The organism is Hymenobacter jejuensis, from assembly GCF_006337165.1.
Classification (GTDB): Bacteria; Bacteroidota; Bacteroidia; order Cytophagales; family Hymenobacteraceae; genus Hymenobacter; species Hymenobacter jejuensis.
The window spans coordinates 116,319-130,850 of record NZ_CP040896.1 but is presented as its reverse complement, the minus strand read 5'-3'; the positions used below and the strand labels follow the sequence as shown (position 1 = coordinate 130,850).

General features: G+C 56.4%; 8 protein-coding genes. All 8 read right to left on the bottom strand.

The features are described 5' to 3' along the window. Positions 1–34: 34 nt before the first annotated feature. Entirely contained in the window at positions 35–3,178 is a 3,144-nt protein-coding gene (locus FHG12_RS00465) for an efflux RND transporter permease subunit (protein WP_139513544.1), read from the bottom strand. A 289-nt stretch (positions 3,179–3,467) separates the two neighbouring features. Next, positions 3,468–4,484, bottom strand: coding sequence for a cytochrome d ubiquinol oxidase subunit II (locus tag FHG12_RS00460; RefSeq protein WP_139513543.1), 1,017 nt, complete (start codon positions 4,482–4,484; stop codon positions 3,468–3,470). A gap of 6 nt (positions 4,485–4,490) precedes the next feature. Continuing rightward, complete coding sequence (locus tag FHG12_RS00455) at positions 4,491–5,828, bottom strand: cytochrome ubiquinol oxidase subunit I (RefSeq protein ID WP_139513542.1); 1,338 nt, start codon at positions 5,826–5,828, stop codon at positions 4,491–4,493. A gap of 273 nt (positions 5,829–6,101) precedes the next feature. Continuing rightward, positions 6,102–9,269, bottom strand: a complete 3,168-nt coding sequence (locus FHG12_RS00450; protein WP_139513541.1) for an efflux RND transporter permease subunit — start codon at positions 9,267–9,269, stop codon at positions 6,102–6,104. A gap of 113 nt (positions 9,270–9,382) precedes the next feature. Continuing rightward, positions 9,383–10,477 (bottom strand): efflux RND transporter periplasmic adaptor subunit, encoded by a 1,095-nt coding sequence (locus tag FHG12_RS00445; RefSeq protein WP_139513540.1) that lies wholly within the window; start codon positions 10,475–10,477, stop codon positions 9,383–9,385. A gap of 77 nt (positions 10,478–10,554) precedes the next feature. Then, positions 10,555–11,850, bottom strand: a complete 1,296-nt coding sequence (locus FHG12_RS00440; protein ID WP_139513539.1) for a TolC family protein — start codon at positions 11,848–11,850, stop codon at positions 10,555–10,557. 196 nt (positions 11,851–12,046) lie between these two features. Then, complete coding sequence (locus FHG12_RS00435) at positions 12,047–12,979, bottom strand: efflux RND transporter periplasmic adaptor subunit (RefSeq protein ID WP_139513538.1); 933 nt, start codon at positions 12,977–12,979, stop codon at positions 12,047–12,049. A gap of 189 nt (positions 12,980–13,168) precedes the next feature. Next, on the bottom strand, positions 13,169–14,521 hold the full coding sequence (locus tag FHG12_RS00430) for a sensor histidine kinase (RefSeq protein WP_139513537.1): 1,353 nt from the start codon (positions 14,519–14,521) through the stop codon (positions 13,169–13,171). Between the last annotated feature and the right edge of the window lie 11 nt (positions 14,522–14,532).

Here is a 14,532-nt window from a genome sequence, read left to right as displayed (position 1 = left end):
CCGCCCCTTTAAGAGGGCGGGAAGGCATTGACCGTTATGCCGTAACCAGCTGATTCTCTTCGGATACGGGTGCGGAAGGAGCATCTTGGTGCATTTCGCGGTAAGCCCAGTCAAACACGAGCGGGAAAATCAGCAGCGTGAGCACCGTGGCCGACACCAAGCCGCCGATCACGACGATGGCCAGCGGTTTCTGCGTTTCCGAGCCGATGCCGGTGCTCAGAGCCGCCGGAAACAAACCAATCATGGCCATCATGGCCGTCATCACGACGGGGCGCACGCGCGAGGCCACGCCGGCGCGCAACGATTCGGCGAGCGAGAGCTTCTTGCGCAGGTTTTGCTTGAACACCGTAATCAGAATCACGCCGTTTTGGATGCAAATGCCGAACAAGGCAATGAACCCGATGCCCGCCGAGATGCTGAAGTTAATGTGCGTCAGGTGCAGGGCCACGATGCCGCCGATCAGGGCGAAGGGTACGTTGATGAGCACTAGGCCCGCATCTTTGGCATTGCCGAAGGTGATGAACAGCAGAATGAAGATGATTACCAGCGAGATAGGTACTACTTGCTCGAGGCGGTTGGTCGCGCGCACTTGGTTTTCAAATTCGCCGGCCCAGGCAATGCTGTAGCCTTTGGGCAGGTGAATCTGGCGGTTGACTTTCTCCTGCGCTTCGGCAATGGTCGAGCCCATGTCGCGGTCGCGGATGGAAAACTTCACCGCGATAAAGCGCTGACCGTTATCATGATACACCGAGGCTGGACCGTTGACGGTCTTCACATCGGCAATTTCCTTGAGTGCCACCTTCGTGCCCCGGATGGTTGGCACGCGCAGCTCCCGAATTTCATCTTCGGTCGAGCGGTATTGCTTGGGGTAGCGGATACGCACGTCGAACTTGCGCTCACCTTCGTAGAGTTGGGTGGCCGCTTTACCTCCAATGGCCATTTCGATAACGGCTTGTGCGTCAGAGGCTTGTACGCCATAGGCGGCCATGCGCCCTTCGTTTAGATGAATGCTTAATTCTGGCTGGCCGAGGTTGCGCAAAATGCCCAAGTCCTTCACGCCGCGCACGGTTTTGAGGATGGTCATCACGGAGTCGGCTTTGTCGTCGATGGCTTGCAGGTCGTTGCCAAAAATCTTCACGGCCAGGGCCGCGTTGATGCCCGCTACGGCTTCCTCCACGTTGTCGATGATGGGCTGCGAGTAGTTGAACACGATGCCCGGATACTCCTTCAGCTTGGCATCCATTTCGTCAATCAGCTCCTCCTTTGTGATGTCGCGCTTCCATTCCTCTTTGGGGTAGAGGTTGACCTGCGCCTGCACGTAATAAATGCCCGACGGGTCGGTGCCGTCGTTGGAGCGGCCCGTCTGGGAAAGCACCGATTGCACCTCCGGGAACGAGCGCAGAATGCGGCGGTAGTTGGCCGCCATTTTGTTCGTTTCCGTCAGCGACGACGACATCGGCAGCTTGGTTTCCACCCACAGCGCGCCTTCGTTCAGCTCCGGCAAAAACTCGGTGCCCAAGAACGTGAACGAATACAGCGTTACGGCCATCACGGCAAAGGCCGTCAGCAAACTCACCCGTTTGTGGGTGTAAGTCCAAGCAAAGCCCTTGGTGACAATGCGATCGAAGAAGTTGACTAGCGGGTTGTTCTTCTCCTTCACGTTCTTGTTGAGCAAAATGCTGCTCAGCACCGGCACCAGCGTCAGCGTCAGAATAAGCGCGCCGACCAATGCAAAGCCCAGCGTGTAGGCCAGCGGCGAGAACATCTTGCCTTCCACTTTCTCAAAGGCGAAAATGGGCAGTAAGCACGTGAGAATGATGAGCTTAGAAAAGAACACAGCCTTGCCTAGCTCGCCGCCGGTTTTCTTGATGATGCCCATTTTGGCCAGCTTGTTAAACACCGGCATCCCAACTTTGTGCGCCTTATGATCAAGCACCACAAAAATGCCTTCCACCATGACCACGGCCCCGTCGATGATAATACCGAAGTCAATGGCACCCATGGATAACAGGTTGGCGCTCATGCCTTTAAGCCGCAAGCAGATAAAGGCAAACAGCAAGGCCAGCGGCACCACTACGCCCACAATAAGCGTCGAGCGCCAATCGGCCATGAACAGGAACACGATGAGCGTTACCAGCACGATGCCTTCGATTAGGTTGTGGATCACGGTGTGCGTGCAGTGGTCCATAAGCACGTCGCGGTCGTAGAAGGTGACGAGCTTCACGTCGGCCGGTAACACCTTGGTATTCAGGTCTTCAATCTTGTCTTTTACGCGTTTAAGCACCTCGGCTGGGTTCTCGCCCTTGCGCATAATCACGATGCCTTCCACCACGTCGCTGTTGTCATCGAGGCCGGCCTGCCCTACGCGCGGAAGCGAGCCCTCCGTTACGCTGGCCACGTTGCGCACCAGAATCGGGGTGCTGTTGATGTCCTTGACGATGATGTTGCCGATGTCCTCGGTGTTGTTGAGCAGGCCGATGCCCCGCACCACATACGACTGCGAGTTCTTCTCAATCACGTCGCCGCCGACGTTGATATTGCTCTTCTGCACGGCCTGAAACACCTCCAGCGGCGTCAGATCGAACTTCTGGAGCTGGCCCGGATCAACCGTGATCTCGTAAGTTTTCTTGGTGCCGCCAAACGCGGCAATGTCGGCCACGCCGGGCACCGACTTCAGCTGGCGCTCCACCACCCAGTCCTGAATAGCTAGCAAATCGTTGGTATTGCGCCCGCGGTTGCTCTGCACGGTGTAGCGGAAAATCTCGCCGGTAGGGCCGTAGGGCGGCTGCACGTCGGAGTCGCAGCCTTCGGGCAGCTTCACGCCGGCCAGCAGGTTATTCACTTGTTGGCGGGCGAAGAAATCGTCGACGTCGTCGTCGAAGTTGATCTTCAGCACCGACAAGCCGAACATGCTGATTGAGCGCATGTTAGACTTCTTCTGCACCGAGTTCATGGCCACCTCAATCGGCACCGACACGAAGCGCTCGACTTCCTGCGCCGAGCGGCCCGGCCACTGCGACACAATGATAATTTGCGTGTTCGTCACGTCCGGAAACGCTTCGATCGGCGTGTGCATGTAGCTGTACGCACCCCCCGCAATTAACAAGGCCGTCATGAAGAACACGAAGAATCGGTTCTTCAGCGAAAAGGCCACAATGCTTTGAATAAATCTGCCCATAAGTGAAAGAATAGCGCGGGCGAACCGGCAACCCCGCCCGGAAAAGTCCGCAACGTCGCCTACGCACCTATTTACCCCGAAATTCAGCCCCTTACAGTGAGGATTTCGTGAAGGCAAGCCGCGGGGGAAGTCCTTATAGGAAAGCACAGATAACTAAAAAGCCTTCCCTCCGGATGGAGGGAAGGCTTTTTATAGAGAATTGATTATCAAATGATTGTACTTGAAATCCCTCTATACCTAGACTATCATGCTTCGCGTTCGCCCTGCATGATGGTCTAGGTATAGAGGCTCAATGCTCGGCGAACTCTTCCTTCTTTTGGAAGCTGTAGTAGAGATAGCCTAAAGCTGGCAAAATCAGGACGCTGCCTAGGAGCAGGGCTAGGCCGAGGGCATGCATGGTGCTTTTCGGAGCGTTTTGAGTGAACAAAGACAGTGTGCCTCCTCCACGCAGAATGATGAAATCGGGAAAGTGCTTGTAGCCAATGGCCAGCAAAATCATGGTCGCCTGGAAGCCCGCCAGCAAGCGCGGAATGATGTCGTGGCCGTGCAGCAACAAATACCATTGCAGCCCCAATGACAGCGTAGCCAGCACCACCGCCGTAACGCCTACCGCGTTGCCAAAAATCCAGTTGAGCAGCGGCACCCCCTGAAAATGCGCCGCCGCAAACACCAGCGCACCGCAGGCTACCGCAATGATATTCAGGCGCATCGTTTTGGCGATGTACCGCTGCCGGTTGATCTCGTCGGTGGCTTCGCCGATCAGGTACACCGAAGCTAGGTAGCCACACAGCGCCACCGTAAAAAAGCCAACCGCCACCGAAAACCAGTGCAGCCAGCTAAACACGTACGCATCTAAAAACGTGGTAGCCTGCAAGTTGATGGTGCCCGACAGCACGCTGGCCGCAATGATGCCTAAAAACAGCGGCGTAACAAAGCTGGAATACGTGAAGATGCGGCTGTAAACGCCCTGCATGTTGTCCTTCACGGCATCGTAGCTACGAAACACGAAGGCCGTGCCGCGGGCGATAATGCCTAACAGCATGATAACCAACGGGATATGCAGCGACACCGACATCACGCTATAAATGCGCGGAAACGCCACAAACAGAATCACTACGGCAATGATCAGCCACATGTGGTTGGCTTCCCAAATCGGGCCAATGGCTTGGTACATCGTCTGGCGGGCCACGCGGCGGTGCCGGTGGGGCGTAAACAGCTCAATAATGCCGGCCCCAAAATCGGCGCCGCCCAGCACCAGATACAGCAAGAGCGCCAAGCACAGATAAGCAACAACTACGTAGTGCATAAGTACTTAAGCTAAAACAGGTTGTAGAGGGCGATCGGGCCGGTCGTAGAGCTTGGGCACCATCTGAATTTGCCGCGACAGCAGGAAGATGACCAAAAAGCTCAGCACCAAATACACCGCCGTAAACACGTAAAAGGAATACTGAATGCCTGGCATGGGCGTCACGGCGTCGCGGGTGCGCATCACCCCGTAGATGATCCAGGGTTGGCGGCCGACTTCCGTCACCGTCCAGCCCGCCTCGACCGCTATAAACCCAAGCGGAATAGCCGCCACAAACAGCCGCAACAGCCATTTGCTGCGCAGCCAAGCCTTTTTTCGCCACAAGGCAAAGAAATACAGCGCCGACACCGCCATCAGAAACGTGCCCAGCCCCACCATAATCTGAAACGCAAAATGCGGCACCAGCACCGGCGGCCGGTCGGCGCGCGGGATGCGGTCGAGGCCCTGCACTTCCTGCTGAAAATTGCCGTGGGCCAGAAAACTGAGCATTCCGGGGACTTTAATGGCGTAATCAACGCGTTGGTTTTTTTCGTCGGGCACGCCGCCCAGCACCAATGCCGCCGGCTTCTCCGTCTGAAAAAGGGCTTCCATGGCGGCCAGCTTGGCGGGCTGCCGCTTGGCTACGTCTTTGGCCGAAAAGTCGCCGCTGAGGGGTTGCAAAATAGCCGCCACCGCCCCAAATGCCGCCGCGATGGCGAAAGCGCGTTGGTGAAATACCACGTTTTTTCCGCGTAGCAACATGAGCGCGTGCACACCCGCTACGGCGAATCCCGTGGCGGCAAAAGCCGCAATGGTCATGTGAATGGACTGCGATAGCCAGGCCCGATTAAACATAGCCGCCATCGGGTCGATGTTGAGGTACTGGCCGTTCACGTAGTCGAAGCCCGCGGGACTGTTCATCCACGAATTGGCCGCGACCACCAGAATGCCCGATGCTAACCCGCTGATACCCACCACGACACCCGTAAACCAGTGGAACCACGGATTGAAGCGGTTCCAGCCGTAAAGGAAGAAGCCGAGGGCGATGGCTTCAATAAAAAATGCCGTTCCCTCCAGCGAAAACGGCATCCCAAATATCGGTCCGGCGTGCTCCATAAACTGGGGCCAGAGCAACCCCAATTCGAAGGAAAGCATGGTGCCCGACACGGCACCGGTGGCAAAAAAGATGGCGACGCCTTTGCTCCAGGCTTTCGTAAGGTTCTGGTAGACAACGTCGTGGGTGCGGAGCCAACGGAAGTGCGACACCGCCATGAAAAACGGCATCACCATGCCGATGCAGGCGTAGATAATGTGAAACCCCAGCGACAACGCCATTTGCGACCGGGCAGCAAAAAAATCATCCATGACAAGGAAATTTCGTGCAACGCGGCAAAGTAAGGGCCGCTGGTTGAAGCACCTAACCCAAGTGCTTTTTTCTGCGAACGCCTCCCGCTCACGCAGATAATAAACACAGTGCAGCGGGATATAATTGCCGAGAGTGAGCCGCAGACGAGAGATAGGAGGGAGCAATATAGAACGGGTTTTGCTCCCTCAATAGGACAGTTTTGCTAGGCTGTTCACGAAAAAAGCCTCAGGATAAACCTGAGGCTTTTTTATAAAACATTGATTGATAAATGGTTATGCGCCAAACAAAACAGGCTCTTCGAAGCGAGCGGGGTTCAGCTCAGGGTCATCGCCGTAGTGCGTGTGCTCGGCACGGTAGGCACGCTCAAACACGAGCGGGAAGATGAACAGCGTCAGGATGGTGCCCGTAATCAGACCGCCGATCACCACAATGGCCAGGGGCTTAGAGGTTTCCGAGCCGATGCCGGTACTGATGGCGGCGGGCATCAGGCCGATGGTAGCCATCAGGGCCGTCATCACGACGGGGCGCACGCGGCTAGTTACGCCCTGCGAAATGCTACGGTCGAGGCTGAGCTTCTTCACCATGTTTTGCTTAAACACCGAGATCAAAATCACCCCGTTCTGGATACAGATACCAAACAAAGCGATGAACCCGATGCCCGCCGAGATCGAGAAGTTGGTGTGCGTGAGGAGCAGCGCCGCGATGCCGCCAATGATGGCAAACGGCACGTTGAGCAACACCAGGCCCGCATCTTTCAGGTTGCCGAACAGGATGAACAGGATGAAGAAAATCATCGCCAGCGAAATCGGCACAACCTGTGTAAGCCGCTGCGTAGCGCGCCGCTGGTTTTCGAAGTCGCCGGTCCACTTAACCGAGTAGCCCTTCGGGACTTGCAGCACGGCATTTACCTTCTTCTGTGCCTCTTCTATGGTCGAGCCCATGTCGCGGCCCCGGATGGAAAACTTCACTGCGGCAAACCGCTGGTTATCATCGCGATAGATAAGTGAGGGCCCATTGACGGTGCCAATGGTAGCAATCTCCGACATCGGGATTGTGCCGCCGGCTTGCGTGGGTACCATCAGCGACGCGATCTCGGCGGGTGACTGGCGAAATTGCTCCTGGTAGCGCACCCGAATCGGGAATTTGCGTTCGCCTTCGTACATCTGCGAGGCTTCCTTGCCGCCCACGGCCATCTCCAGCACGGCATTCGCATCGGATTTCGACACGCCGTAGCTGGCCATTTTGCTTTCGTCGAGCTCCACGTGCAGCTCCGGCTGGCCGATGTTGCGCAGAATGCCCAGGTCGTCGATGCCTTTGATGTCCTTGAGCACGCCGTACACCTGGCGGGTTTTGCTTTCCAAAAGCTTCAAATCGGTCCCGTAAATCTTGACGGCGATGGAGCCCTTCACGCCCGAAGCGGCCTCCTCCACGTTGTCCATGATGGGCTGTGAGAAGTTGAAATCGACGCCGGGGAAGCGGGCCAGCTTCTGCTTCATGTGGTTGATAAGTGCCTCACGGTAAGCCGCATGCTTCATCTTGTCCTGCACTTCGGGCGTGTGCTTGATCTGGACTAGGAACTCGTTGTTGTAGAAGCCCGTCGGGTCGGTGCCGTCGTTGGGGCGGCCGGTCTGGCTCACCACGTCGCTCACCTCCGGGAAAGCCAGAAACACGCGCCGCATGTCGTTGCAGAGCTTGTTCGACTCGTCCAGCGAAATGCTCAGCGGCAGCTGCGCCCGCACATAGATCGAGCCTTCGTTGAGCTCGGGCAAAAACTCCGAGCCCAGAAACTTGAACGCTCCGAGGCCCGCGATTACCACCAGCGCTGCCACCAGTAGGCTGGCCGTTTTGTGCCCGTAGGTGAAGCTGAAAAACCGCTGCGCCCCGCGGTTGATGCCGCGCACGAAGAAGTTCTCTTTTTCTATCACGTTCTTTTTCAACAGGATAGAAGTAAGCACCGGCACCAGCGTCAGCGTGAAGATGAGCGCGCCGAGCAAGGCAAAACCCAGCGTCCAGGCCAGCGGCGAGAACATTTTGCCTTCTACTTTCTCGAAAGAGAAAATGGGAAGTAACGCCGTGATAATGATGGCTTTGGAGAAGAAGATGGCTTTGCCCATGTCGCGGCCGCTCTTTTTGATGAGGCCCAGCTTGGCGAGCTTGTTAAAGCGCTCCATGCCCATCTTGTGCGCTTTATGGTCGAGGGCTACGAAGAGACCTTCCACCATGACCACGGCCCCGTCGATGATAATGCCAAAGTCAATGGCACCCATGGATAACAGGTTGGCACTCATGCCTTTAAGCCGCAAGCAGATAAAGGCAAACAGCAAGGCCAGCGGAATAATCACCGACACGATGATGGTAGTGCGCCAATCGGCCATGAACAGAAACACGATCAGGGTCACCAGCACAATGCCTTCGATCAGGTTGTGGATCACGGTTTCGGTGGAGAAGTCGATGAGCTGCTGCCGATCGTAGAACGTCTTGATTTTCACGTCGGAAGGCAAAATCTTGTCGTTCAGCTCAGCCACTTTATCCTTGAGGCGGGCGATGACTTCGGAAGGGTTTTCGCCCTTGCGCATTACCACGATGCCTTCCACCATGTCGTCGTTCAGGTTACGGCCGACTTTGCCCAGCTTCGGCAGCGCCGACTCGTGCACGATGGCCACGTCCTTGATCAGGATGGGCGCGCCGTTCACGTTCTTAATCACGGTGTTGTTGATGTCGGAGATGTTGTTGAGCAGGCCCAAGCCGCGCACCACGTAGTTCTGCTGGCCCTGGTTGATCACGTCGCCGCCCACGTTGATGTTGGACCGCTGAATGGCCGTGTACACGTCCAAGGGCGTGATACCAAAATCCTGGAGCTTGCCGGGATTCACAGCGATCTCGTAGTCTTTCACTTCGCCGCCAAAGCTGTTGACGTCGGCCACACCAGGTACGGCCTTGAGGTTGCGCTCTATCACCCAGTCTTGCAGCGTTTTTAGTTCGCGGGTGGTTTTGTCTTTGCTTTCGAGCGTGTAGCGGAAAATCTCGCCGGTAGGGCCGTAGGGCGGCTGCACGTCGGGGTTGGCACCTTCGGGCAGGTCTACTTCGCGCAGCAGGTTGTTGACTTGCTGGCGGGCGAACGCGTCGTCCACGCCGTCGTCGAAAATCACCTTCACCACCGATAAGCCGAAGAGCGTGGTCGAGCGCACGTTGGTCTTCTTCTGCACCGGGTTGAGCGCAATTTCGATCGGCACGGTCACGAACTTCTCGATTTCCTCGGCCGAGCGGCCCGGCCACTGCGTGATGATGGTAATCTCGGTATTCGTCACGTCCGGGAACGCTTCGATGGGCGTGTTCCGGTAACTCACCGCGCCGGCAATCACCGTCGCGATGGTCATCAGAAAGATGAACCCGCGGTTTTTAAGCGAAAAGGCGATAATGCCTTGGATGAACTTGTTCATGATATTGAACGGTCTGGGTCAGCTGGGAAAGCTAGATTTTGGGCAAGGCGGAGCCAGTTCTCCTTCCTAAAGCAAGAAGGAGAAGCTGGTTATCAGCCTGTTATATCTTGGCGCTAGTCGTTTAGCTCGTCGTAGACCAGCAGTTGATTTTGGGCGATGATCTTATCGCCATCGTGCAGACCGGAGGAGACGTAGCTGAGATCGCCGACGGTTTTGAGCACTTTCACTTCCCGGGTTTCGATGTGGCTGCGGTCTTTGAACACCATCACGAAGTTGCGGTCTTTGTCAAACACCACGCTTTTGGCGGGTACGGCCAGCATCTTTTGGTTTTCGGTATTCTCTACCTTAATCTGGGCGTACATTTCGGGCTTGAGCATGTAGCCGGGGTTGTCCAGCCGCACGCGCACCTTCATGACTTTGCTCTCGGGGTCTAACACGTTGAAAACCTTGTCGATACGGCCATTGAAGTGTTTGTCGGGGTAGGAGAGGGTCGTGACGTCGGCCTTGTAGCCTTCCTTCACTTTCGAAATGTCCGACTCAAACACGTTGGCCATAATCCACACATCATCTAAGTTGCTGACAGTGAATAAGTTGCCAACGTTGTCGGCGTTAAACTGCATGTGGTCGGTGACGTTTTTCTCGGTGATGAAGCCGGAAATGGGGGCGCGCAGCTCGTAGGTGCCGTCGGCCGAGACGCCGTACACGCTCAGCTGCTTGCGCGACTTGCCCACGTTGCCCTGGGCTTTCTGCAACTCCTTGCGCGCCAGCGTCACGTCCCGCTCCGAGGCCAGACCAGCTGCAAACTGATCTTCCGCTACTTGTAAGTTCTTGCGGGCAATGTCGAGGTCAGTGCCGGCGGCGGAGCTTTGGTTTTGCAAGTCGGCGATTTCACCGCTCTTGATCACGGCCAGCACCTGGCCTTTGTTGACGTGGTCGCCCAGCTCCACCGAGAGCTGCTCCACCACCCCGCCCACCAGCGGGTATACTTTCACGGTCTTGTCGCCGTCGGTTGCGATCTGGCCCGACAACGTGAGTTCGTCGCGTACGGGCTGCGGGTGCACCGTATCGATTTTGATTTCGCGCAACATCGTATCCGAGAGCGAGAAGCCGGCCTGGGCTTTCACCGGCTTATCGGCCGAATCTTTTTGCGAGCAGCCCGCCAGGGTAAGGGCCAGGACTAATGGAAAAAAAGGAGCGAAGCGGTTCATATTCAGAAGGTTGTAGGAGCGGCTGAGGGCCGTCGGGTCTGTAGTTGCTGATGGGATTGACGTTGTTGGGAAGGCCGTTATTCAGCCTTGAAAAGCGGCCGTCCTACGGCGAAGTTGAGCTGCTCAAAAGCCCGCACCCGGTTGGCACGCAACTGATTGAGTTGCACCAAGTTGTTCTTGTAAGACTCGTAGAAGTCGAGAAACTCCACAATTGTCAGGTTGCGCTTGGCGTAGCTCTGCTCGATGCCCGTGATGAGGCGGTCGAAGTCGCCGGTTTCGCGGTCGCTGCCCTGGAAAAGCTTGTCGGTTTGCTGGGCCAGCTGAAACGCTTGGTGCACATCGTTTTGCACCACCAGTTGCTGCTGCTCGGCTTGCGCCTTGCTGCCCTGAATCTGGGCTTGCGCCGCGCGGATGTTGCCTTGGTTGCGGTTGAGAATCGGGATGGCAACACCCAGGGTTACAGCATTATAGTTCGGGATGTAGCTGCCCGCCCGGTCATAGACGTAGCCCACCGCCAAGTCGGGTGCGGCGAGGGCGCGTTGCAGGCGCAGGTTCTGGTTTTGCTGCTCCAGTGCCGCTTGGCGGGCTTTCAGGTCGGCCCGCGCCACGAGCGCCGTATCGACGAGCTGCTGCTCGTTGTAGTTGCTGAGCGTCAGGTTGCGCAGCGCCACCAGCGAAGTTGCCGGTTGGTAATAAATGCCCGAATTGTCGCGCAGAAGTACATGGAAATCAGCTTGTTCGCTAGCGATATCGGTGAGTAGCGCCTGGCGTTCATTTTCCAGCTGAAACAGGAAGGCCTTCAGCCGGATTACTTCTTTCAGAGCAATGTTGCCCTTGTCGTACTGGCCTTGGTAGAGCGAAACCGTATGGCGAAACGAGGCGATTTCCTTGTCGTAAACGGCCACCGTGCGCTGCTTGAAATACAGGTCGTAGAAGGTGGTGCGCAGTTGGTAGCCGAGGTTGCGCAGCAAATCCTGGAAGGTATATTGCTCAACCAGAGCGTTTTGCTGGGCCACCTTGGCCGCGGCTTTGCGGCGGCCCGCAATCGCAAACAACTGCTGCACCTGCACGATGCTTTCACCCGATTTGGTCACGTCGAAGTGTTTCCGCGTGGCCGGGTTGTAGGTGTTTTGCTCAATCGAAATGGTGGGGTTGTCCCAGAGGCGAGCCTGCACAATCTGGGCTTCAGCCGCCGACACGTTGTATTGTTGCGCGAGCAGCGAGAGGTTGTTCTGCGTGAAGCGCTGCTCAGCCTCGGCCAGCGTAAGGCGGGCCGTATCGGGAGCGGCTACGGAAGCTGTTTCCGGAGCGGCCGCCCTGGCAGCGCCCGTTAGCAGCAAAAGGGAAGTGAGAAGCGGAAGAAAGCGTTGCATGTTCGGTTTTTGAGTTTCTATATGCAAGTGTACGCCCACCACATTAGGCCCAAATTAGAGGTGCATTAGAAACGCATTAGAGGGCTTTGTTTTTTGAAAAAAGCCCGTTTCAAGCAAATGGAGCAAGATTTAAAACAGAAAAGGAGAGGAAAATATTTTCCTCTCCTTTTCTACGGCAGCGCTTCGAGCCGCTTTGCTAATTCAGGACTACTGTTGCGTCAGTGGCCTGCTGCCGCACCATCGCAAACTCTTGCTCGTGAAGCGGTACGGTGACTTCGGTATACATCCCGGGCTTGAGCATGTAGCCGGGGTTGGCGAGCCGCACGCGCACTTTCATGACTTTGCTTTCCGGATCGAGCATGTGCGAAACCTGGTCGATACGCCCCGTGAACTGCTGGTTAGGATAAGCCAAGGTGCTAACCATAACCTGCTGGCCTTCTTGTACTTTGGCAATGTCTGCCTCAAACACGTTGGCCATTACCCACACCTCGTCGAGATTGGACACGGTAAAAAGGCTCGTGACGTTGCCTAAGTTAAACTGCATATGGTCGGTGACGTTTTTCTCGGTGATGAAGCCCGAGATCGGGGCGCGCAGGGTGTACAGCCCATCTTTGCTCACGCCGTACACAGTCATCTGCTTGCTGAACTTGGTAGAGCCGCTTTGGGCTTTCTGCAACTCCTTGCGCGCCAGCGTCACGTCCCGCTCCGAGGCCAAGCCGTCGGCAAACATCGATTCGGCCACCTGTAGGTTTTTGCGGGCAATGTCGAGGTCGGTTTGGGAAGCTGAATGCTGGTGTTGCAGCTCCACGATGGCGCTGCTCTTGATCACGGCCAGCACCTGGCCCTTCGTGACTTTGTCGCCCAAGCCAACCCGCACTTCCTGCACCACCCCGCCCACCTGCGGATATACCAACGCGCTGGTGTTGCTGTTGGTGGCAACGCGGCCGGAAAGCACCAAGGGTTTTTCAACAGGTGCTGTGGTTGCGGTATCGAGTAGCGCCACATCCTGAGCTGAAGGCGATTGTTGGGTATGCGCAGTTGGGTTTTCGGCCGTCTGTTTCGAACAACTTACCAAGCCTGCGCTAAGTGAAAGAGTAATAACGGAGGCAAAAGAAAGTATTCGGTTCATAGTCGTAGCGGTTTATCCACGCAATGCTACGGCCGGCATATTAGAGGGGCATTAGAGCCACATTAGAAACGGATTAGAACGAGATTGTCGTTATATAGCATATTGATTGTCAGATAATTGTATATTGAGAATCTAGGACAAGCCCCAGTGTATTACTACAGTTCTTAACCAGTAGAAACACCTGCGAAACTAAAAAATCACTTCCGCAACGGTGCCCTTGTGCAGCTGCGAATGGATGTGCAACTGCCCGCCGTGCAGTTCGATGATGCGGCGCGCCAGCGGCAAACCTACGCCGTGGCCTACCACGCCGCGCGCGTTGTCGGCCCGGAAGAACGGCTGGAAAATGTTGGGCAACGCCTTATCCGAAATGCCAATGCCGTGGTCCTTCACCCGGATCGTGACGTGGTTGTTCAGGAAGCTAAAGTTCACTTGCACAGGCTCTTGGTCTGAGTACTTCAGCGCATTGTCGAGCAGGTTGGTAAAGGCACGGCCCAGCAGCTGCCGGTTGCCCGCAATTTCCATTTGGTCGGGGTTAGGCGGCAAACTGTCCATCGTGATCTGAACGCGGCGGCGCTGGTCGGGCGCAATGGCTTCGCGGGCTTCCCACAGCAGTTCATCCAGCCGGATCTCATCGCCGGTAGCCGCGCCCGCATTGGCCTGGTTGAGTTCCAACAGATTGTTGATGAGAGACTTGAGTGATTGTAATTCACCCAGCACTGAGGTTAGGGCTTCTCGGTACGCTGGAGCGTCGCGGTCGCGTGCCAACAAGACTTGAATCTCACCGATGGTCGCCGTGAGTGGTGTGCGCAGCTCGTGCGACGCGTTGCTGACGAACGTGCGCTGGCCTTCGAAACTTTCCTCTAGGCGCTGGAGCATGCGGTTGAAAGTGCGGGCGAGGCGAGCTATCTCGTCGCGCTCGTGGCTAAGGCCTTCATCCACACGCAGATGCAGATCCTGGGCCGTAATGCGGTCTACTTGGTCGTTGACGGCGGCAATGGGGGCCAGCGCGCGGCCCGCAAAAATGCGCCCGGCCACGTAAATCACGATGAGGCTCCCCACGAAAATTGCGGCCAGAATGGTGGCCAAGTGCTCCAAACGGGCCAAACCCGCTTTGTTTTCGGCGGCGGCCACAATGATGTATTCGCCTTGGTTGTCGGCGTAGAAAATGCCCACGGCCTGCCGCGCTCCAATGTCGAAGTACACTTCCTTTTCCGCCACAATGCGGGCTAAGATCCTGTCGGAGAGTCGGATGCGTTCGTCTTCTTCGATAAAGCGTGGCCGCCGCTGCGCATCGTAAATCTGCAGGACTTCGCCCGTAAGGGTGCGCAGGTAGCGGCGCTGAAACTCCCGAAAGGCCTCGGCCCGCAGCTCGTCCTGCTCCAGAAACACGTAGCCCGTTACCTCCGCCCGGTCGCGCAGGCGTTGGTGAAATTCGGTGTGGGTGTAGTGCGCCTGCAGAATATAAACCACCGCAATGGCGCCAAAAAGAATGACACCTACCAAGCCCACAAAAAGCCACGTCAAGCGGTTTCGTATGGTCATAAAGTGTTCGC

Coding starts and splice junctions, on each gene's coding strand:
- FHG12_RS00465 (WP_139513544.1), bottom strand. CDS start 3,178: ATGGGCAGATTTATTCAAAGCATTGTGGCCTTTTCGCTGAAGAACCGA.
- FHG12_RS00460 (WP_139513543.1), bottom strand. CDS start 4,484: ATGCACTACGTAGTTGTTGCTTATCTGTGCTTGGCGCTCTTGCTGTAT.
- FHG12_RS00455 (WP_139513542.1), bottom strand. CDS start 5,828: ATGGATGATTTTTTTGCTGCCCGGTCGCAAATGGCGTTGTCGCTGGGG.
- FHG12_RS00450 (WP_139513541.1), bottom strand. CDS start 9,269: ATGAACAAGTTCATCCAAGGCATTATCGCCTTTTCGCTTAAAAACCGC.
- FHG12_RS00445 (WP_139513540.1), bottom strand. CDS start 10,477: ATGAACCGCTTCGCTCCTTTTTTTCCATTAGTCCTGGCCCTTACCCTG.
- FHG12_RS00440 (WP_139513539.1), bottom strand. CDS start 11,850: ATGCAACGCTTTCTTCCGCTTCTCACTTCCCTTTTGCTGCTAACGGGC.
- FHG12_RS00435 (WP_139513538.1), bottom strand. CDS start 12,979: ATGAACCGAATACTTTCTTTTGCCTCCGTTATTACTCTTTCACTTAGC.
- FHG12_RS00430 (WP_139513537.1), bottom strand. CDS start 14,521: ATGACCATACGAAACCGCTTGACGTGGCTTTTTGTGGGCTTGGTAGGT.